The sequence below is a fragment of the Thermoactinomyces daqus genome (assembly GCF_000763315.1).
Taxonomy (GTDB): Bacteria; Bacillota; Bacilli; order Thermoactinomycetales; family Thermoactinomycetaceae; genus Thermoactinomyces_A; species Thermoactinomyces_A daqus.
In genome coordinates this window covers 1-19,078 of the sequence record NZ_JPST01000056.1, presented here as the reverse complement: position 1 = coordinate 19,078, position 19,078 = coordinate 1, and the positions used below count along the sequence as shown (strand labels likewise).

Sequence of the window (19,078 nt, the reverse complement as noted above, 5' to 3'; positions counted from 1 at the left end):
AAGCGTATGGGGTCATTATATTGCACATGCTCTTTTCACTAACTCGTGGATCTGGTCAATGTGCCAAATGCAGTCAGAAAGTTTAAGGTGGAGATGGATTAATTTTTCAACAATAAGATCAATATTTTTAACATCTAATTCTTTTATATCATGTATCAATTCACTAATTTGTGGCTGTAACTGAGTAAAATCGTTGAGATTTTCATATTCCTCCTTAAATTCATTTCGAGAAATAATAGGCGTTTTGCATCTAGCATTTAACTCCTCTAGTAATTCTAAAATACTTCGTAAACTGTCAACCAATATTTTCAACTCCTTTTACCATTTGACTCTCCTACCCTGTTTTAATGCCGTATCGAGATAAAATCCATCAACTTTTTTGAGATGCGGTATGTCCGCTTGGAGCCATCTGAAAGCTTTTTGATCGTTCGTACAACGACCATATTGGACCTGCATTCACTGCACTTGCAGATTCCCAGCAAATCATTCCATGGGGTAATGTTGACCTTCTCACCATTCCTTTCTTTTGGATTGGCTTTTTCCCAGATTTCCCGGGAGACGATCGGCACATGATGATTTTTAAATACCAGCCATTTCTCCTGGGGGTTGAGGATTTGTTTCTTACGCCCACCGATCTTGATTTTGATATATTGATTTAAGATAAAATCTCCGCAATAAATGGGATTTTGGATCAAGCGCTGGACCAAGGTGCTTGAAACCCCATCCGTCCCTTGGGTATCAATCGAAGATCTGTCGGACGACCTGAGCTTTCTCTATGTTGATTTGCAAAAAGCCCCCCTCCCCCCTAAACACAAAAACCCCTGCCTTCTTTGCAAATGCGGCAGGGTCACATGCAGACTAGATCTTTAATTCGCCCAATCTTACCAACTCCACCACGGCTTGGGATCGTCCTTTCACGTTTAACTTTTGCATGACGTTACTGATGCGTACCTTTTGCAAACTTTAGGACGGGTTTATCTCAGACAAAAGGTGCAGAATGCCCCGATTCGTTCCAGAAGGGGCTGTTCACAGTCGGATAGACTGTTCCGAAGTTGGTATTTACTAGGGCGTGTCTGGTGAATCACTAATTGAGCCAAATCATCAGGGAAATCAAGGTAATGGCAGCACAAAAATAAACCGCCCGTTTTTCATAGCGCGTGGCAAAGCCACGCCATTGATTCAGACGGTTAATACAAATCATGTTTCGACGTGCATATCGTTCTTTACTGAAGAAGAGAGGACGACCTTTCCCATCACAAGCAAGATGAATTTTGGTCGTCAGTCCTCCACGGCTCCGACCCAGTGCCTCATTTTGGGAGTGAGGATCCCCCTCTTTTGGGCGCGCCTGCGGCGTGCTGATGAGCTCGGACGATTGTGCTGTCGACGAAAACAACCCAGTCGACATCGGAAACAGCATGGGAGTAGGTTTGGACATACTTCAGCAAGCGATCCCAGGTTCCATCCTTCTGCCAACGAGTAAAGCGATAATAGCAGGTTTTCCAAGAACCATAGCGCTCGGGGAGGTCTCTCCAAGGAGCTCCTGTCCCAAACTTCCAAAGAATCCCGTTTAAAATGGTCCGGTGGCAGTGGCGAAAATCCAATGAAAAACCTCAGCCAAAAGTTACACGCATAAGTTGAACGCCGACTTTTCTGACCGAGGAAATTTACACATAATTTTGGGCTTGATCACTACATGTTTACCTCACCTATTTAGTTACATGTTAATTTAATTATTACAGGCTTGAGCATTTAGTTGTTTTTCATACATACCAATAATAAGAAACCTTTCTGATTCACGGAAAACATGAACTGCTAATATCGGAGGTCGAACCAAAAACCACATGCTAGTCACTAGGGGTTTTTGAAACCGCAGTGAGGATCAAGCTTCCCGATTTAGTTCGGCCACCATCAGCCAAACATACCGATTGAGCTGTTTCATACGCACGGTGAGTCCGGCTTGGCAGAAAGCGCGTTCTAACCGACTCATCACCGGGTAATACTCCCGTTTCAGATCCAAGGCGAGCTCGTGAAAACCGCGCTCCTCGGCTTCTCGTTGCATGGCCAGTTTGGTCCCTTCATCGCGGAACACTGTATCGGCAAACGCAATTTTGCCGCCCGGATTGAGCCGTTTGACCAAATCACGGAGCGCCTGGTCTTTCATCTCATCTGTCAAATGGTGAAACGCATAAGTGCTTACAATAGCGTCCACTGATGGGAGACCGGAGGGTACGTTCAAAAAATGCCCTTCATGCAACTCCAGATCGGGCAGTTTGGCTTTAGCTTTTTCGCGCATTGCAGCCGACGGTTCAATTCCAATTACCCGGTAACCCTCCGCAAAAAGCAGACTTGTTAAATTTCCAGTACCTACGCCGAACTCCATCACGACGCTTCCTTTGGGAAGTGCAAGAGAATCCACCACTGATTTCAAAATATTGGCGTACCCCTCAAATACTTCGATATATTCCGGATGGCCGCCAGCGACTGCTTGATCGTAATCTTCGGCCCATTGATCAAATAAACTGTTAAAAAGTGCTTCGCTTCCCATCATTCGTGCCTCCTCGGCAAATACCTATAATTATGATCTAATTAGTCGCCTTTTAATGTTAATCTTATCAAAATATGTCATTTATATCAATACAAATTTCCTACACCAAATAGCCTTTGTGAGTTTAAGTGTAAAGTTTGTTAACTCTGCCCCGTTCATTTTTGACAAAATACCCGCTTTCCGGATCAGTTGTGCTTTCCTTAACCTCTTTAACTTCATCATCCGTCTTGAGAGCCAATGTCTTTTTTCCATGAGCCAATCGATCCTAGTTGATTTCATCCTCAAGTTGCTCTTGGAAGGTTCGGACACAGGCCCAAACCAGCTTCTTAACATATTTCTTTTTATTTGCATTGGCTTTCACATGTGTTGAATCAATAAAGATGACTTCTGGATTGACAAAACAATGATTGATAGCTTCTTGTAAAATGTAATCAAAAATCATTTCAAATAGATCCGTGTCTTGAAAGCGACGGACATAATTCTTTCCGAATGTTGAAAAATGGGGGATTTTTTCTGTGAGTCCATAACCAAGAAACCAACGATAAGCCACATTGGTTTCAATCTCCTTAATGGTTTGCCTCATGGATCGAATGCCAAATAACGTTGGATAACACAAGAAATCCCCCATTTGATAATTTTCTACTAATATGATTCGACTAAAAAAGCTTGTCGACCTGTCTGCGATAACAGACTTTGTCGACAAGCTGTCCCCTCCCACTGCGAGGGGGTCATATGGAAGAAAGAAAGCGATCTTTCAGAGGGAGAAAAAGAAATATTAAGACTAATACTAGAATCAGATGAAAATATTAGAACAATACATAAACTCGTGCAATCCTTTCGGGATATTATGGATAGCCGCCAAGCTAAACAACTTGAAGATTGGATTAAAAAAGCAGAAATATGCGGAATACAGGAGTTAAAAGGCTTTGTTTTAGGGATTCGACGTGATTTTGACGCTGTGTATGCCTCTCTCAGTCTTGAATGGAGTAATGGGTTGGCTGAAGGACATATCCATCGTTTAAAACTCATTAAAAGTCAAATGTATGGGCGAGCAAATTTTGATTTACTTCGTAATCGAGTTCTTTATCAAGAATAAGCAATAATTTAATTTACATTTTTTTGAAAACTGCTTGGGAATGATGACAGGCCTCTAGTGGTTTCATCAAAAGTGCGGGAGAGCCAATTATACGCCATCGGTAACAGTGGGCGGCTTGAATGTCATCTTTACGGACAATTGATTGCGATTCTTTTGTGTTCATCGACCATATTTCGCATGAGAGAGCTTTTGCTTCGCAAAAAGCAAAAGGAACTAAGTGAGTACAAAGCCATTTACATCATCCATTCTTAGGGGGAATTCCCGTTCGCGGAAGTCTTACCCCCCCACTGCAAAAACTATTTCTTTTTAAAACGCTCCAAAAAATGATTTTCATAGGGTGTTTGATGTTGACGTAAAAACTTGGTGATCTGATTTGGATCAACTTGGAATTCAGGGGGCAAATGAAATTGTTTTTTTGATAAAGATGAATCGGCTGTTGGAGGATTTTTTCTTTGATCTTTAGAAACTGCCGCTTCTATTTCATTGCTATCTCCTTTTGTCTCATGCCCCTGGGACCAGTTTTGGTACATTTGAATCCAAGACGAATCGTCGGCCATTTGATTCTGATCAAGATCTGCTTGTATCCCATCTTGTTCAGATTGAATTGCTCGATTTTGTTTAATCCACTCATTCTGTTTCACAATGTTTTCCAGCGATTTTAACTGCTTAACCATCTGCTCCTTTTGCTCCAGTTCCCTTTTCCATTCCCTCTCTTGTTCCTGCAAACGCCGGATCGTTTGATCTTTTTCCTTTTCTTTCTCTTGCCACTGCCGCCGCTCTTTTTCTCTCTCTTCCTGCAGTTGTTTTACTTCTCCCTCTTTCTGCTGAAGCCGCTGAAGCAAGTCGTTCTTTTCCTCTTCCCGCTCCTGAAGCTCTTGTCGAATTACTTTCAACTGTTCAGATTTCCCTTGATAAGCCATTTCCAATGACTTTAACTGCTGAGCCATCTGTCCCTTTTGCTTCAGTTCCCTTTTCCATTCCCTCTCTTGTTCCTGCAAACGGTGAATGATTGCATTTTTCTCTGCTTCTCTTTCTTTATACTCGGACAAAACTTTATTTGTTAGTTGCAACTCCTCTTCAAGTTCCATCTTCTTTGCTTTGTATTGGTTTACTACTTCATCTCTTTGCGCCAACATTTGTCTGAAAGTATTCTCTTTCTGGTAGAATTCATCCAAATTTTCTTTCAACTTAGCCAAAGAATTTCGATATTTCTCTATCTTTGATTCATACGTTTTGATCACGTGACTTAAGTACTGGATTTTTTTCTTATATGCGTTTATTGAATGAGAAATCCGTTTTTTCTCATCCATTCATTATTCACCTCAACATATAGATTCATTTATTTATATGACAAAGAAAATGTAATATGAAAATAAAACCTATGCACTCCAGCTAAAAAGCCCCCTTCCCTGCCATTTCCCACTTCATCCGAAATACAGCCTGGACTCTATGAAGGCTGAAGCACCGGCGACCGCCAAGATAAGATGCAGGGGAAAAGAGGCCGGAATCCAAATGTATAACGCTACAAGGAAGAGAGAAGACCATACTCCTACACACCAGTGGCAACTTAATAACATTCCCATCCAGCGTCGCCATCCCGAGCCGATGATATTGACTTGTCTAATCACCTGTCCCGATTGGTCCGGTTCGTATGTGATTTTCACAAACGGTTCCCGAATCACAGACGTAATTTCATCAAAAACGATTAGGTGAGTGAGACGAAAAGAAGCCAAGATCAAAACAACAAAATGGAACCATGAAATCGCTGACAATGGAATCTCTCCTTTATCAAAAGGATATCGTGATTCGATTGCTGGTTGGTACTTGAAAGTTGCCATCTTTAAAGAAAAGGATCCCTTGTATGGTGATCGTCCTTCCTTTTTCAGGCTTCGGAACGGAAAGTTGGAAGTTGGAAAACGACTCCATTTCCCCCGGAGCTATCCGCAAGGGCTGAATCGGACAAATCCAATACTCTCCCCGTTCCTTCACCTTTTTCATCCAATCATCCTCAAGGTACCGCCAGCCTGTAGCACTGTCACCATTAAATCCTTGCACAGCCAAAGTATCCGCCATTTTCGGTGGAACGATCTGCCCTTTCAACTGAGCCCCTTCGGTCGGATTCACTTGGAGACAAATGATCGGATCAATCAAATCTGACCTTCCCGTATTTTTCATAACCATGCTTCCAAAAATGAGATAGGGATCCGTATCGGAATCGGGAACAACCACTTGATAATCGAAATAAACATCTGCCCCCCATTCTGGCAAGAAAGCCGCCTGAGTGGAAGGTGAAACCATTTGATCTGGTTGTTCTTCATATACTGGAGATCCGGTATCCTTCATTGGAGTACTCAAAGACGATTCTGATCCCGGAAACAAATTTCCAATTCCAGGAAAAATTAAACGTATATTTTCAATAGAAACATACGGCAACAGGGCGAGCAAGTTCCCCTTCGTCATTCCCCTCAGCAAGGCCGAAGAGAGAATTACCGCAATTTTTTCATTAAGTTCGCCTGCTTCGTTTTCGCCTTCTTGAGGAAATTGGCAGCGCAAATCCACTTTGGGAATAGGATGCTGATTCAGTTCTCTTTTCATCTGCGCAGTGAACCCATGCACCTTAAATTCGCGGTGAAAAGTACGAGCCCAAAATTTTCCTCTCCCCCCCCGGCTATAGAAGATATGAAAACGCGGGTGAGATGAAGAATGATGAACCAGTTTTGTAAGCTGAAGCATAATCTCCCCATTCTTGAAAGCCGGTTTGTTGGGATCTAGTTGGATAAACTTAACACCAGTTCCGTTGAAAAATGTTTTTATACTTTCCAAAATTGAAGCAAGTTGGTCATCTTTTTTGTTTAAAACCAAAAATACCTTTTTTCCATGCAATCCCGGGGTAAGCTGAAGAAGTTTTTCACTGGGATCCCATCTCGTCTCAAAACCGATCTGTTCGCATAACAAGCGGTAAATTGGAAAAAAACGGTGCGGGAGATTCCTTTTTTTATCCTCGTTAGCTTGAATCCGGACGTCCATATAACCCCTCCCGTTCAATTGCTTACACTGATTCATTGTATGAAACAGGAAGGGGGAGAGTGACCAATCTAAGCCTCATAAAATGGGCTCGTGATTTTAAACCAAAACCAATCATTTTACGTATAGATGGAAAGGAGAACAAACACAATCCAAGAAATTGTGTTTCAATGTTTAAACCCAATTGCACGGCTCTCGAATCGCTCTGGAAGGCAATACGCAAAACCTCACAATCCAACATTAGGATTTGCATTTCTAAAAGGAATAAATTATTAACTTATATTAATTTACGGAAAATGGTTCTTCGTCTAAAGCGACAGGGATAAGTTTTGCGTATATATAAAATGAGCTAATAGTTGAAGGAGGGTATTGTAAATGGTTAAACCAATTCGCGGCTCTCAGGTCTCGCCACTAATTCCAAATAACGTTGCACCTGAGTGTATCTGCGTGCCCAAAGTATATGACTGGGTTGTTTTCACGGAAGAAATTAATTCAACCGTGCCGGTTACCCCTGTAGCAGGTTGCCCGACCACTGTTACAGATATCACTTGCTCCCTTGTGACAGAACCGTTTTTCCCCATCACCTGCGCAACCAATGGGGTTTGTACCGTTCTGGAGCGACGCCCAATCAACATCGATGGGGTAAACGCCTCCTTAGTAAAATTGCGGCAAGAGATCCCCATTGATGTGACGTTCACGGGAACCACTGATGGGACTCCGGCTACTTGTACCATCCGGGTTACGGTACCATTCATCAGGCAAGTGGTCCTGTGCTTCCCGCCCGAATTCACCAACGATAACCTCGTCTGCCGGATTATCAGCGGTGATTGCACAATCACCACGCCTGCCCCCGTCGGTGGTGAACCATTCCCGTCAACCATCGGGGTCGAACTGTTTGTCTGTAAAGAGGTTCAGGTGTTGGCAGCAGTGAAATTGGAAGTTCTGGCGAAATTCTGCTCGCCGCGTGCGCCGATCACGCCGCCGGTCACTTCTGTCTGCCCGCCGCTCACCTTCCCAGAGCAGTGTAATTTCTTCCCGCAACCGAACTGCGATTGTGAGGGCTTCGTGAATGATACCTGTACAATTTCCGCCCTCTCGGGTGCTACTTGTAGTCTCACCATAGGGTCGACGGTAGTCACCAGCGGAACGCAGACAATCAACGCGACCATCTGCAATAACTGCTCCTTGACGAACTCCAGTATCTTCTATCAAACGACGAACCCAACCCAAAGCTTCACGTTTAACGCCGATACCTTCACTTCTGTGGCATGTACCCCGACAGGATCGGCTACACCGACAACACAGGTCATAACGGGAACAGGTACAGTGACAACAACTGCTCCGGTCAGCAACACCATCCCCAATGTTACCTTCACTTTAACCTTGAATGAAGGTGCGACTACAGATTCCTGGACTTTGGTACTCACGGGTCCTTTCGCGGCTACTGCTACAAACACGGTTGTTCCAGATCAAAATCTGGTTATTAATAACTGTAATGCCTTTCCGTCCCCCACTCCGTAAGGATTTAAAGGGGAAAATGGATATGACGATCCGTTATCAGGCTGTTGTCCTTTTTTGGTCAGCAGCCATTTCCTTGTTTTCTGCTCAAATAGGCGCAAGAAGGAATGGAAACTGGATTAACCACAGTGTCTCCCAACCATGATATTGCATATAAATACCCTATATTCTATCAACCAAAGGAAGGGACTTGTCGTTATGATGCTGTGGAAATGGAAAAAACTTTTAACGGAAAAAGACGAGATGATCGATCAGTATAAGAAGAAGGAAAAAGAGTATCAATCCGAACTCGAACAGATGAAACAACACATCCGTGAATATCAGGAAAAAGAAGCAAAATACTTGAGAGATCATGAAGAGACAAAGCAAACCCTTGTGGAACTTGAGCGGAAATTAACCAAATATGAACAAAAAAACGAGGAATACCGAAGTAAGCTGCAACAAAAAGAGCGAAAAATCGAAGAACTGCAACAAAAATTGGCAGAATCGGAGCAAAGGGAATCGGACTCCCACAGAAAATTACAGGAAACAGAAGGCAAATTAAACGCATGGTTGAGAAACCGTCCTAGAGTTGCGATGACGGAAAGCCATTTTCAAACCATGGGGCGAATTGCCAAAAAGTTAGCCAATCAGCCACCCCCGTCCAATTCAGGCCAGATGGCAGGCATCTCTTTTCAAGCCATGGCAACTCCAAAAGCCGGAAATTATGACTCAAATCAATCCTCTTCGCAGACAGTACCCTTTAATCCATTTAAATATACACGATAAATTCAGACTTATTCTATAATTTTACGAAATGAAAGGAGACCCTCTTTATGGATCCTCGTTGGGAACAATGGCGCAACTATCGGCCGAGACCCCGTGTTCAACCTTCACAGCCGCAACAATACCGACATTATCCATCAAATGGAAACGGCCAACCTGTTCGTCCGGTCCATCAGCCAAACCAAGGGCAACAGCCAAGGCAAACAACCCCACGAAAGGGATGTTGCGGGGGATAACTTCCGATTATGATTTGGTTTTCCACCCTGACGTTTATACAGCCATGATCGACCATTGTCTGCGGGAAAAACCGCTGGAGGCATGCGGATTGTTGTCGGGAAAGGACCAAACGGCATTCACTTGTTGGCCAATGACCAACATTCTCCACAGCCATAACGCGTTTGAGATGGACACAGGGGAGATCGAAGATGTTTTCCGGAAAATCAGGGAAAAAGAGGAGCAGTTGGTGGGAATTTATCATTCTCATCCCACCGCTCCCCCAAATCCATCCCTGGAAGATATCGCTCACGCCAACTACCCGGAAGCTGCCTATGTGATTATATCCTTATCTGATAGATCTCCCAACGTCCGTTGTTTCCAAATTCTCAAACCGCGAGTTTTTCCCCTGCTTCATGGAATTTCCCGCTATTAAAACCTCATAAAAAACCAAGCATCCTAGCTTGCTATTAGTCTGTTGACAAATATGGATCAACAGCCTTTTTTGTCGAATTGAAATGAGGACAAGCTTCTTAAGAAACAGTCAAAATTCCCCATAATGGAGCCATATCGCGAGCAAGTGGATACCTGGCTAATGGAGGACAAAGCCCGTCCCCGAAAACAGCGTCATACAACAAAACGGATCTATGATCGTTTGGTAGAAGAATATGGATTTAGGGGCTCGGAACGAACTGCTCGCTACTATGTAGCGAAGCGGAAAATGGAGTTTCAGATCGGGGAAGTGGAGCCATATATTCGATTAGAGCATCCTGGGAGAGAAGCTCAAGTTGACTTTGGTCTTTCCAAGCTGTAAATGGGGGAAAGGTTGTAGAACAAAAGATGCTCATTCTCTCCTATCCGTACAGCAACGCAGCCTTTGTCTTTGTTAGCCCAAAGGAAAACACAGAGTGTTTGCGAAAGCCAAAGGCTCTCAGCTACAGTTCAGTCCCGGCCTTCCTTCCAGATAAAACAAAAGCCTTCTTGCTGTCTTCCGAAGGAAAACAGCGTAAGACTTGCGTCGATTGGCTGATTCGCATGCTGAAGACTTACAACATAGACGAAATTGAAAAGGGATTGCTACATAGCGAATTAGAGAAAACTGAACAACTGGAACATGTCTTTTACAAACTTCGTCATCCCGAGTTCAGGCCATTGCCTTTCCTCGAAACACGCACTCCTGCTATCTTACGGGGCCGGAAACCTGATCTCAGTCGATATGATCGACTTCAACAATGGAGGGCACAAAAGTGAAAACAACACTCCAAAGACTGTGTAAACAAATGCGTTTAGCTCACATTATGGACGTCTATGAAACGATTCCGTTTGAAAATCCATCCCACTTAGTATTTACATGATCTTTTAAATGCTGAGCAAAGGGGACGTAACCAAATGAGGATTCGCAAATTGATAAACAAGGAAATTTCCTCAAATGAAGACGAAGGGTATTCCTTTGACGCAATCACGTTTCCTGAGAGCATCAATCCAGAAGGATTGATGCGAGTGGATTTCATCGAGAAGAAAGAAAACGTCATTATGCTTGGTGCCGTTGGCATCGGGAAAACTCATCTTGCTACCGCAATGGGGATAGAAGCCTGTAAACGCGGGATGAAAGTCCAATTTTTCAGGGTTTCCGACCTGATCTCGACCCTTCAAATGAGATTCCAAGCTGGAACTCTTCATCGGTTCCAGAAGGAGCTGCTCAACTCGGATATGCTCATCATAGATGAGATAGGGCTTGTCCCTTTTCACAAAGATGGGTCAGAGCTGTTTTTCAATCTCATGTCTGAATGTTACGAGCGATTGAGTGTTGTGGCACCTCTAACTTGGAATTTAGCCAATGGGATACGGTTTTTGGCGATGACCGCCTTACGGCGGATCGTCTTGTTCACCATGCTCATATCTTGGCTTTCACAGGTGACAGTTACCGGCTCAAAAACGCTCTCTCCCATCAATCTTAGTTAATTCATTCTGGCAAGGCACTATGTACAAAACGGTTGCCGTTTTCCGTACTTTTTACTTGCCGAACACATAAAAGTCCACTTTTCTAATTTTGAAAAGTGGACTTTTTATTTAGTATTGAAGTGCTTTTTTTTACTTGTTCTAAATACCCAAATCCGTACCTTTTATCCGGTTCCAAATATGTCCCTTCACTCCATTCATTCCAGGCATTAATAAACACAAATTCGCTTTTGATTTGAATCGCCTTTTGAATTAACTGCGAAAAATAATAACCAAATTTATCGGGAGACGCACCATCGAAGATTAGTGCATTTTTCCCCATTCGTGCGGTGTTATCCCAATCGATAAAAGCTCCCAAAAAAGCGGGTTTGTCTGGTAATGGTACTCGATTTAAGATACCTTGCCAAACCGTATCATAATCATATAGACGAATTGCCTGTGAATCAAAACCAGTTACATGTTTAAGCAATTGCGAGGCCAAATTGTGCTGATGATGCTGCACAATCGTATAGAAAGGCTCAAAGTCGATACGAGCATGAATGCATGAACTGGTGTGTGGATTTGGATTGGAATGACTCAACACCTCTGCAAAGTATATCCCATCCAGGCCGTTCTGTTTTGCCAATTGGTCCCAATAACAGAACATTTCATCGAGTCGTTCAATATGCCACGGTACATAAACACTGAAAAGGGGTTTGTTATCTACCCGTATATATCTCTTATCTTTGAATGCCTCCAATAAATACTCAAAATGTATTTTCCAATCCGGATAATCTCCATATTCCTGAATCATCAAAAACTCATCATGATCCGATCCATCAATCCATGTTCTTCTCCAATGATGATTTGCCCAGCAAAGACAAAAGGGGAAATCAGGCTCACCCGTTCGGAGCACCTCATTAAATGGCGTTTCAAGAAGCATCTTTCCTTTGAACCAATAGTGATAATAACAAAATCCGTACACTCCATATTCTCTTGCTATATTCGCCTGCCATTGTCTCGCTTCTGGATCAGTTAAATAATAATAATAATCACGGTATGGTTCTCTCGGCTGATAGTGACCCGGGAACAGAGGAACTGCTTTTCGTGTATTGGTCCATTCCGTAAATCCAGGCCCCCACCATCGGTCATTTTCCGGGATTCGGTGGAATTGGGGCAAATAAAAAGCGATAACTTTAGGTGTTAATCTGTTTATCATCATCACCCCCCTCATTTTCCCTATTGTCCAACTTATTCACCAAAACAAAAGGTGAACAGTACATATGCTGATGAGATTAAAAATGGTTCTATTTATTTGATTTTGCGCAGAAATCCATTTGGGTTTGAAGTTACATAAAACTTTTCTCTCTTGTAGTCAATGACAAATTGGTCATTCTCTGCCATAAATTCCTCAACCGCTTCCTTCGGACCGGGGCCACATCCCGGGAGTACGGGATTTCCATTGATATTTGTATCTTCGACAATCAAATAACTCCCCTTTGTCACCAATTGGCTATAAATCTTTAATTCATTTAAAACATGCTGCTTGGAATGATCGGAATCCAAAATCACCATCACCACTTGCGCATCTTTTGCCTCTTGCTGTACAGCCTGAACAATCTCCGGAGAAGTGGAGGAACCAAGCAAGTAATTGATACGGTTATGTTGAGGGCAAGTCGGACTCTCCACAATATCGATGGTGACTACTTTCCCTTTCCCAATCAGATCACAAATCGTCGCCAAAAATAGCGTACATCCCCCTTGACTCGTTCCACATTCCACAATCAGGTCCGGTTTTAGTTCAAATATAATTTCCTGATAAATCCAAAGATCTTGGGGGTATTTTAAGACAGGTACTCCCAACCAATAGGTGTTCGTCCATACCAGGCTGTTATAAAAAAGATTGTGAAATGAATCGATAATATTTTTCATATCAAATCATCCACTTCCTAATCATCATTTTTATCAGAAAATTAACGGAATGTTCTAGGTACTCAATCCATTTTTCAACCGGAGTATTCTCCATTGATTATTGCTTCAACCACATATTGGAAAGCATTTGCTTCAACTGCGAACGAGGGATTGTCTTTCAGCAGGGAGGAACGGATATGGTCAAGCCAATGGATGAGCGGATCCATTTGCGGATTGGGATAAACAATTCTCTCAAGATCAGTAATGTAATAACCGGTAATCTGGAACATCTTGTAAATTTCCGTCAAGGTAAAAAAGCGCAAATGAGTCTGATCTAACAGCCCCCATTCCATATATGTCCATTTCCCCAGAAGAAGGTCGTGCAAAATAGAGATATGAGCGATATTGGGAATGCAAGCAATAATCGAGCCATTCTTTTTCAGAAAAGGTTTTACTTTTCTCAGCACGGCCCAGGGGTCGATCAAGTGCTCCAGCACATCCCCAAAGATAATATGATCAAAAGAACCCTGTTCGTATGGTAACTCGATCGTTTCAATATCACCGCATAAGACATGGTCCAGTTTTTTTTCCGCTTCTTGAGCAGCCTCCGGAAACAGTTCAATCCCGTAGACCGTGATTCCCCTTGTACGGAGTACACTCCCCAGGTTCCCTTTGGCACATCCGACATCAAGCACACACGACGCGTCCGGTTTGATTCTTTTTAACAGATATGGATTATTGCCGTCATAATAATATTCCGGTTTTTGCTCATATAAACGTTTGTGATGATCTACCATAAAATCCCCTCCTCGTTATTTAAGATAATGTCGGGCGAAAATCTCATGGTAATGCATATATTTCGGATAATCGAAATGATTGTTGAAATTAGTGTGATAGTGCAGGCTCCACGGCTCAATCTGTTTTGGGACTCCAACCAAAAATCCGTGTTTTTTGAACTCCAATGATTGGGATATATCATAGAAATCGAACCCATCAAACAAATCAGCTCTCCAAGGTACGTCATATTGGGTCACCATCAAAAACCCATCCACCGCTTCAACAGCTTCAAATGCATCGGTTACTTCTTTCCATTTTTCAAGTTTATAGGTATTTCCGGGGAAACCAATGAGCTTTCCATACAACTCTTTTCCTTCCCACCAAAATCCACTGGAAGGCAGCGTTTTACAGCCGGCAAAACCTAACAAACCCAATAATGGGTTATTTTGAAATAAAGTGAGAATTTCCCGGAGAAAATGAGGGTTGATGATAAAAGTATCCTGATGCAGATAGATCTTATACTTTGCATCATTGGCCAATGCCCGATTATACCCTTCTGCCATTCCTTTCGCCCCGTAAACAGGGAAGAGCTCAATCGTATAACCCTGTGGAACATCCAGATTTTGAATATGTTTCACACATAGCGCATATAATGTCTCGTCATTCACGCAAGTGACAAACAGAAATTTGTTGTTCATCGTAAATAGCCTCCTGGGTTATACTATAAATTCTCATTGATTACGTAGCAAACTACTTACTAATATATGGAGGTTTGGAAAAATTGAAAGGACGATTTACCTATTTTAAAACACCCGTTTTATTACTCTCCGCTGAATTTCAATTTGCTAAGAAAATCGGCCAATAAAGAACTGAATGATTCAAACGCCTATACCTTGAACAACTCTGCTGCATATAGGTGTTTTATCCGATCCGGTTCGATCATCATCATTTGTTTAAGCGAGTGTGAAAAACAATGTCCAGTCCCTTTCTATTTAACGGAAATAAAAAAATCGTGATCTCCCGGCTGTTCAAAGACATACGGAACTCATTTACTTATGAATTTTGGGTAAAACCGCTTTCTTCCCACCGAATTGATCCAGAAGCTTCCAGCGCGGTAGCCAGTCCCTTTGGAATGCAATGGGTCATTGGTGCCGGACACGGAGGAATTCATGATGCCGGTGCGGGAGTATCGGCAGGAACCAACGGGATCAGCGTTTATGAACACGGGTCCTACTACCTCCCTGCCAGGTTGGTATGGGAAACTTCCATAACGGATTGGACCCATGTTGCGGTCGTTTATAATAATAAAACGCCTTCTCTTTATATCGATGGTGTGTGGAAAAAAACGGGGGAACCCAGCCCCAGGGCCAACGTGTTTGCATCAGGATTATTCGGTGCTCTTGAACCGTATGGTTATTTTACAGGCTATCTCAAAAAAATCTGCATCTGGGATCATGCGAGGACACCACAGCAGATCGCTGACGATAAGGACAAGGAATTAACAGACAGCGAACCCGGTTTGATCGGGTACTGGTTGGTAAACAATCATAGTGAATTCTCTTTTGACGAAACGGTTCATTCCAATCACAATAAAAAAATGAAGATCAAAGAAAAAGAGTTATGGGATTTAAAAATTTTATATGTAAAATCAGGAGATTTCTTACCCTATACCGCTATTCATGAATCGATTATTGATTCATTGCACGAGTTGGTTCGCGATGTGCATACGATCAGCTCCCAAGAGGATATTGTCGAAAGAGCAAGGATCATACAACCGGATCTGATGCTGGCGTTAAATGGCTTGGATCTCTCTGCCGATCAAATCACAACAACCCGATTATCAGGAGTAAAAACGGCCGTCTGGTTCACGGATGACCCTTATATTTTGGATGCAACCCGGCAAATCGCTCCTCATTATGACTACATTTTCACAATCGAGTCAAACTGTATCCCTTTTTATAAACAGTTGGGCTGTTCGGAAGTGCATTACCTGCCTCTCGGAATGAATCCTGCAGTATTTCGCCCCAAAAAAGTGAACGCTTCTTATCAGTCAGATGTTTGTTTTGTCGGTAGAGGATATCGTAACCGAATCCGTTTTTTCAATCGGATCCTTCCATTTTTGGCTGGCAAAAAAGTATTGATCGTGGGGGATTGGTGGGAACGGCTTGAAAATTATAGCCTTTACAAACAAGCGATCCAAAATTCATGGGTGAGCGCAGAAGAAACGGCCAACTATTATAACGGAGCAAAAATCGTCCTAAATCTCCATCGACAGCACGATGACAATGAATTTAATCTCAACAGCCATAAAATTTCATGCTTATCCGTAAATCCCAGAACTTTTGAAATTTCAGGATGCAAAACCCTTCAGCTAACGGATTTTCGGGATAATTTGCCTGATTTGTACTCTCCGGATAAAGAGATTGCCATATTTTCCTCCCCTCAGGAATGTGTAGAGAAAATTAACTATTTTTTACAGCATGAAGAAAAAAGAAATGAGATCGCATTGAGAGGTTATTTGAAGACAATCAAGATGCATCTGTACAAACATCGGTTATCCCAGATGCTGAGGATTGTTACTGGAAGCAGCCGGAATGATCTGTAAAAGGATCTTCACAAGAAGATGGAGTGGCCAAATTTCTGGAATCTATTCTGAACCAGATCTTAAAGGCTCAGGAGGCTATGAGCAACTGTCGATGAATCCATACGAACGAGCAGGGGAGTGTCAGGGCTACCGAAACAGCTCCTACCACCACAAAACTGACTAATAGGTAGGAACAATCACACTCGGCTTGCCCCGAATCAGGGGAAAAGCTTACAACTGAGTTGTTTACCCGCTACCAGCGGAGGAACGAGCCTTGGTCTTGATTTGATGAAGACGGGTCAACGGGGTCTCTACCTGGTAGGTAGCCAAAGTTACGGAAGAACTGTGTAGCACGGAGTTTTCCAGATCAACGGTTTCAGATCTGTGCGAGCAGCTAGATCCAACGTGACAGCTTGGAACATTCGTCCCTTGCAGAACGAGCGGTAACCCTTACATGGTGTTAAAAGTCCGGGAGGAAGCACCTGGTGATGAAGGATTGGACGCGATGAAGATCAAAAAACGGGAATGGTCCAAAATAACAAAAACTTGCTTGAATAAGATCCGGCACACGAACTGATTCGTGACGCAGAAGAGCATGGCCGTTCACTACTTACTCGTAGGTCTAGGACAAACACTTTGACAAAACCGACCGATCCGCATTCTCCACAGGAATCCCAATGATTCCTTCTTTCTTAACTTTGACAAGATAATCCGCGATTTGCATGTCATCGTCAACATCAGCGTCGAATAATGTCTAAACCTCAGTTTTATCCACAGGCACATTTCCTCAACCAAATAAAAATGAACATCAATCAAACCTTCTCAAATGAATAAACCATATCAATCCTCCCATCCGGATAAATCACCACTTCATCCAACAACGTGCGAAATACCTGCAATAGATCCTCATTCTCCTCTTCTAGCACTTCAAACGCTTGCCGGATATTTTCCTCCTTCTTATGGGTGTATTCTTTTTGCCCCGGAATCAATATCTCTTCCTACAGTTGGTGAATTTGCTCCTCCAGCTCGTTTCTTTTATCTTCAATCTCTTATTTCCCAATTAGTTAATCCAAATACAGATCCACCGCTTCTTTTTCTCTTCCCACTGTACTTGTTTTTGAATGGCTTTGAGCTGGTTTTCCTTTTTTCCTGTTCCACTTCGCTCATAAAGTTGAAAGCAATCGATTTTCCTTCAGGCGTTGGATGATAAATTCCCTTACATTCTCATACAATACTCGCCAATGGTTCACACAGCCATGCGTTCCGGATCGGCGGTAATTGGAACATTTCATATAGCGGTATTTCCTCCTGGATCCATCGGAACGCTTTTTGATTGTTTGTACAACGACCATATTGGACCCGCATTCACTGCACTTACAGATTCCCCGCAAATCATTCCATGAGGTAATGTTGACCTTCTCACCATTCCCTTCTCTTGGATTGGCTTTTTCCCAGACGATCGGGACATGATGATTTTCAAATGCCAGATATTTCTCCCAGGGGTTGCGGATTTGTTTCTTACGCCCGCCGATCTTGATTTTGATATATTGATTTAAGATAAAATTCCCACAATGAAATGGGGTTTTAAATCAGCGTTTACACCGAGGTCATTTGCCACTTCCTTCATTTCTTCGGTTTGATATTCCGCCGGTTCAATTCACTGGTGATCCGCTTAAAACCCCACCCGCCCTTTGTGTACCAATCGAATTTCTGACGTACGACCTGGGCTTCCTCTTCATTGATTTGCAAAAATCCGTCCACCCGAACAAACGGTATATCCAGTCGGCCTTTTTCCCCACATAAAAACCCCTGTCTTCTTTGCAAATGCGGCAGGGTCACATGCAGACTAAATCTTCCATTTGCCCAATCTTACCAACTCTATGACAGCTTGGGAGCGTCCTTTGACGTTTAACTTTTGCATGACGTAACTGATGCGTACCTTTTGCAAACTTTGGGCGGGTTCATTTTGAAACGATGTCTCAGACAATGAGTTATAAGATCCCTATTTATTGGGTTCCCACTTTTCTCTCAAAAATCATGCTGTAACAAAATCTGTTAACCAGACCCCATTGGCCGATTGGAAAAACGTATACTCATCCCAATGCATTTCTCTAGCCAGAACCTGCAGTATGATTGTGGATCCATGTCTCTTTCCAACTTGGCGGGCGGTAACGGGATCTCCAGACAGATGCACATGATGCCGACTCCCTTTAATCAATCCCCTTTTGCGAATAGATGAAGAAAGTGACTGGCCGTCCCGCGATACAGTCGATCCGGTGGCTCCATGGGCTCTAAATTCAAGTCAATGTACAGAATGCCCTTGATTCGCCCGAATTTTTTGGCCATCTTCACTGAATGAGAATCGCTGCTTTTCATTCGTTTTCACTATCCGTTCTAAAGTTTCGCGATCTAATAGAACCCCGTGTTTCTGAAGCAACCAAACCAATGAGCTTCTTTCTACTGTCAACCAAGCAATATCTCCAGGAGTCAAAGGTCGTGGCCTGAAGTAAAAGGAATATATGTGACAAATGAACAAGGTTGTCGCGCTTCTTTTACATTTGCTTCTCTCATATAGGAACGTTTTTATTCTTATAAATCTATTGTAAATACACTTTGATATTTGTAAACATTTTGATGTTTATAGGAGGGTGTTTAGTTAAGTCCGTATAATTGTGTAAAAATGGAAGCTGCGAAAAATAATTGAGCC

Annotated in this window: 20 protein-coding genes and 7 pseudogenes; 8 read left to right on the top strand and 19 right to left on the bottom strand. The window is 42.7% G+C overall.

What is annotated here, in order from left to right; translation table 11 throughout:
* Positions 1-15 precede the first annotated feature (15 nt).
* From JG50_RS0116565 to JG50_RS0116545, 6 genes and pseudogenes are all read right to left on the bottom strand, one after another.
* Positions 16-303, bottom strand: coding sequence for a hypothetical protein (locus JG50_RS0116565; protein WP_033102229.1), 288 nt, complete (start codon positions 301-303; stop codon positions 16-18).
* Between the two features lie 41 nt (positions 304-344).
* On the bottom strand, positions 345-707 hold the full coding sequence (locus JG50_RS21150; RefSeq protein WP_033102228.1) for a recombinase family protein: 363 nt from the start codon (positions 705-707) through the stop codon (positions 345-347).
* Positions 708-858: 151 nt separating this feature from the next.
* A pseudogene (locus tag JG50_RS20780) lies at positions 859-945 on the bottom strand (helix-turn-helix domain-containing protein); the annotation flags it as partial.
* Between the two features lie 289 nt (positions 946-1,234).
* A pseudogene (locus JG50_RS20775) lies at positions 1,235-1,580 on the bottom strand (IS5 family transposase); the annotation flags it as partial.
* A 299-nt stretch (positions 1,581-1,879) separates the two neighbouring features.
* A complete protein-coding gene (locus tag JG50_RS0116550; protein ID WP_033102227.1) occupies positions 1,880-2,545 on the bottom strand; it encodes a class I SAM-dependent DNA methyltransferase in 666 nt (221 codons plus the stop codon).
* A 151-nt stretch (positions 2,546-2,696) separates the two neighbouring features.
* Positions 2,697-3,173 (bottom strand): annotated as a pseudogene (locus JG50_RS0116545) (transposase); the annotation flags it as partial.
* 93 nt (positions 3,174-3,266) lie between these two features.
* On the opposite strand from JG50_RS0116545, the pseudogene JG50_RS20340 reads away from it, so the two are divergent.
* Positions 3,267-3,641 (top strand): annotated as a pseudogene (locus tag JG50_RS20340) (ISL3 family transposase); the annotation flags it as partial.
* A 296-nt stretch (positions 3,642-3,937) separates the two neighbouring features.
* On the opposite strand, the gene JG50_RS0116540 reads toward JG50_RS20340, so the two are convergent.
* From JG50_RS0116540 to JG50_RS20335, 3 genes are all read right to left on the bottom strand, one after another.
* Complete coding sequence (locus JG50_RS0116540; RefSeq protein WP_033102225.1) at positions 3,938-4,951, bottom strand: coiled-coil domain-containing protein; 1,014 nt, start codon at positions 4,949-4,951, stop codon at positions 3,938-3,940.
* Between the two features lie 114 nt (positions 4,952-5,065).
* Positions 5,066-5,479 carry a DUF1360 domain-containing protein gene (locus tag JG50_RS0116535; protein WP_081944008.1) on the bottom strand — a complete coding sequence of 138 codons (414 nt, stop codon included), beginning with the start codon at positions 5,477-5,479 and terminating at the stop codon, positions 5,066-5,068.
* Complete coding sequence (locus JG50_RS20335) at positions 5,430-5,909, bottom strand: hypothetical protein (protein WP_160173926.1); 480 nt, start codon at positions 5,907-5,909, stop codon at positions 5,430-5,432. The genes JG50_RS0116535 and JG50_RS20335 overlap by 50 nt, the downstream gene beginning before the upstream one ends.
* A gap of 1,131 nt (positions 5,910-7,040) precedes the next feature.
* Between JG50_RS20335 and JG50_RS19800 the strand changes: the two genes are divergently transcribed.
* The gene (locus JG50_RS19800; RefSeq protein WP_152568631.1) at positions 7,041-8,186 is read left to right on the top strand and encodes a BMQ_0737 family morphogenetic spore coat protein; all 1,146 of its coding nucleotides are present in this window, start codon (positions 7,041-7,043) and stop codon (positions 8,184-8,186) included.
* Positions 8,187-8,381: 195 nt separating this feature from the next.
* Positions 8,382-8,951: a hypothetical protein gene (locus JG50_RS0116515; protein WP_033102220.1), complete on the top strand. Its 570-nt coding sequence runs from the start codon at positions 8,382-8,384 to the stop codon at positions 8,949-8,951.
* A 45-nt stretch (positions 8,952-8,996) separates the two neighbouring features.
* Here the strand turns inward: JG50_RS0116515 and JG50_RS20330 are convergent, their stop codons facing one another.
* A complete protein-coding gene (locus tag JG50_RS20330) occupies positions 8,997-9,146 on the bottom strand; it encodes a hypothetical protein (protein WP_160173925.1) in 150 nt (49 codons plus the stop codon).
* A gap of 25 nt (positions 9,147-9,171) precedes the next feature.
* On the opposite strand from JG50_RS20330, the gene JG50_RS0116510 reads away from it, so the two are divergent.
* The 3 genes from JG50_RS0116510 to JG50_RS20770 all read left to right on the top strand — a co-directional run bounded on the left by JG50_RS0116510 (position 9,172) and on the right by JG50_RS20770 (position 11,123).
* Complete coding sequence (locus tag JG50_RS0116510) at positions 9,172-9,597, top strand: M67 family metallopeptidase (protein WP_235281717.1); 426 nt, start codon at positions 9,172-9,174, stop codon at positions 9,595-9,597.
* A gap of 123 nt (positions 9,598-9,720) precedes the next feature.
* Positions 9,721-9,975, top strand: a complete 255-nt coding sequence (locus tag JG50_RS20325; RefSeq protein WP_160173924.1) for a hypothetical protein — start codon at positions 9,721-9,723, stop codon at positions 9,973-9,975.
* Between the two features lie 575 nt (positions 9,976-10,550).
* A complete protein-coding gene (locus tag JG50_RS20770) occupies positions 10,551-11,123 on the top strand; it encodes an ATP-binding protein (RefSeq protein WP_052154431.1) in 573 nt (190 codons plus the stop codon).
* Between the two features lie 82 nt (positions 11,124-11,205).
* On the opposite strand, the gene JG50_RS0116490 is transcribed toward JG50_RS20770, so the two are convergent.
* The 4 genes from JG50_RS0116490 to JG50_RS0116475 all read right to left on the bottom strand — a co-directional run bounded on the left by JG50_RS0116490 (position 11,206) and on the right by JG50_RS0116475 (position 14,485).
* Positions 11,206-12,318 carry a glycosyltransferase WbsX family protein gene (locus JG50_RS0116490; protein ID WP_052154430.1) on the bottom strand — a complete coding sequence of 371 codons (1,113 nt, stop codon included), beginning with the start codon at positions 12,316-12,318 and terminating at the stop codon, positions 11,206-11,208.
* A 92-nt stretch (positions 12,319-12,410) separates the two neighbouring features.
* The gene (locus tag JG50_RS0116485; RefSeq protein ID WP_052154429.1) at positions 12,411-13,031 is read right to left on the bottom strand and encodes a cephalosporin hydroxylase family protein; all 621 of its coding nucleotides are present in this window, start codon (positions 13,029-13,031) and stop codon (positions 12,411-12,413) included.
* Positions 13,032-13,105: 74 nt separating this feature from the next.
* Entirely contained in the window at positions 13,106-13,807 is a 702-nt protein-coding gene (locus tag JG50_RS0116480; protein WP_033102216.1) for a class I SAM-dependent methyltransferase, read from the bottom strand.
* Positions 13,808-13,822: 15 nt separating this feature from the next.
* Complete coding sequence (locus JG50_RS0116475) at positions 13,823-14,485, bottom strand: glycosyltransferase family protein (RefSeq protein ID WP_033102215.1); 663 nt, start codon at positions 14,483-14,485, stop codon at positions 13,823-13,825.
* Positions 14,486-14,760: 275 nt separating this feature from the next.
* Here JG50_RS0116475 and JG50_RS19105 point away from each other — a divergent pair, with 275 nt between their 5' ends.
* Entirely contained in the window at positions 14,761-16,392 is a 1,632-nt protein-coding gene (locus JG50_RS19105; protein ID WP_052154428.1) for a glycosyltransferase family protein, read from the top strand.
* A 2-nt stretch (positions 16,393-16,394) separates the two neighbouring features.
* A pseudogene (locus JG50_RS21180) lies at positions 16,395-16,809 on the top strand (transposase); the annotation flags it as partial.
* A gap of 374 nt (positions 16,810-17,183) precedes the next feature.
* Here JG50_RS21180 and JG50_RS20320 read toward each other — a convergent pair.
* The 5 genes and pseudogenes from JG50_RS20320 to JG50_RS21140 all read right to left on the bottom strand — a co-directional run bounded on the left by JG50_RS20320 (position 17,184) and on the right by JG50_RS21140 (position 18,808).
* Entirely contained in the window at positions 17,184-17,360 is a 177-nt protein-coding gene (locus JG50_RS20320) for a hypothetical protein (RefSeq protein ID WP_160173923.1), read from the bottom strand.
* A 174-nt stretch (positions 17,361-17,534) separates the two neighbouring features.
* Positions 17,535-17,762: a zinc ribbon domain-containing protein gene (locus JG50_RS21145; RefSeq protein WP_370589416.1), complete on the bottom strand. Its 228-nt coding sequence runs from the start codon at positions 17,760-17,762 to the stop codon at positions 17,535-17,537.
* A 232-nt stretch (positions 17,763-17,994) separates the two neighbouring features.
* Positions 17,995-18,120, bottom strand: a complete 126-nt coding sequence (locus tag JG50_RS20315) for a recombinase family protein (protein WP_160173922.1) — start codon at positions 18,118-18,120, stop codon at positions 17,995-17,997.
* A gap of 97 nt (positions 18,121-18,217) precedes the next feature.
* Positions 18,218-18,304, bottom strand: a pseudogene (locus JG50_RS21030) (helix-turn-helix domain-containing protein); the annotation flags it as partial.
* Between the two features lie 102 nt (positions 18,305-18,406).
* Positions 18,407-18,808 (bottom strand): annotated as a pseudogene (locus JG50_RS21140) (RNA 2'-phosphotransferase).
* Between the last annotated feature and the right edge of the window lie 270 nt (positions 18,809-19,078).

Bases quoted from the DNA above. Each gene is read 5' to 3' on its own strand.
- JG50_RS0116550 (WP_033102227.1), bottom strand. From the start codon at position 2,545: ATGGGAAGCGAAGCACTTTTTAACAGTTTATTTGATCAATGGGCCGAA.
- JG50_RS0116540 (WP_033102225.1), bottom strand. From the start codon at position 4,951: ATGGATGAGAAAAAACGGATTTCTCATTCAATAAACGCATATAAGAAA.
- JG50_RS0116535 (WP_081944008.1), bottom strand. From the start codon at position 5,479: ATGGCAACTTTCAAGTACCAACCAGCAATCGAATCACGATATCCTTTT.
- JG50_RS19800 (WP_152568631.1), top strand. From the start codon at position 7,041: ATGGTTAAACCAATTCGCGGCTCTCAGGTCTCGCCACTAATTCCAAAT.
- JG50_RS0116515 (WP_033102220.1), top strand. From the start codon at position 8,382: ATGATGCTGTGGAAATGGAAAAAACTTTTAACGGAAAAAGACGAGATG.
- JG50_RS20325 (WP_160173924.1), top strand. From the start codon at position 9,721: ATGGAGCCATATCGCGAGCAAGTGGATACCTGGCTAATGGAGGACAAA.
- JG50_RS20770 (WP_052154431.1), top strand. From the start codon at position 10,551: ATGAGGATTCGCAAATTGATAAACAAGGAAATTTCCTCAAATGAAGAC.
- JG50_RS0116490 (WP_052154430.1), bottom strand. From the start codon at position 12,318: ATGATAAACAGATTAACACCTAAAGTTATCGCTTTTTATTTGCCCCAA.
- JG50_RS0116485 (WP_052154429.1), bottom strand. From the start codon at position 13,031: ATGAAAAATATTATCGATTCATTTCACAATCTTTTTTATAACAGCCTG.
- JG50_RS0116480 (WP_033102216.1), bottom strand. From the start codon at position 13,807: ATGGTAGATCATCACAAACGTTTATATGAGCAAAAACCGGAATATTAT.
- JG50_RS0116475 (WP_033102215.1), bottom strand. From the start codon at position 14,485: ATGAACAACAAATTTCTGTTTGTCACTTGCGTGAATGACGAGACATTA.
- JG50_RS19105 (WP_052154428.1), top strand. From the start codon at position 14,761: ATGTCCAGTCCCTTTCTATTTAACGGAAATAAAAAAATCGTGATCTCC.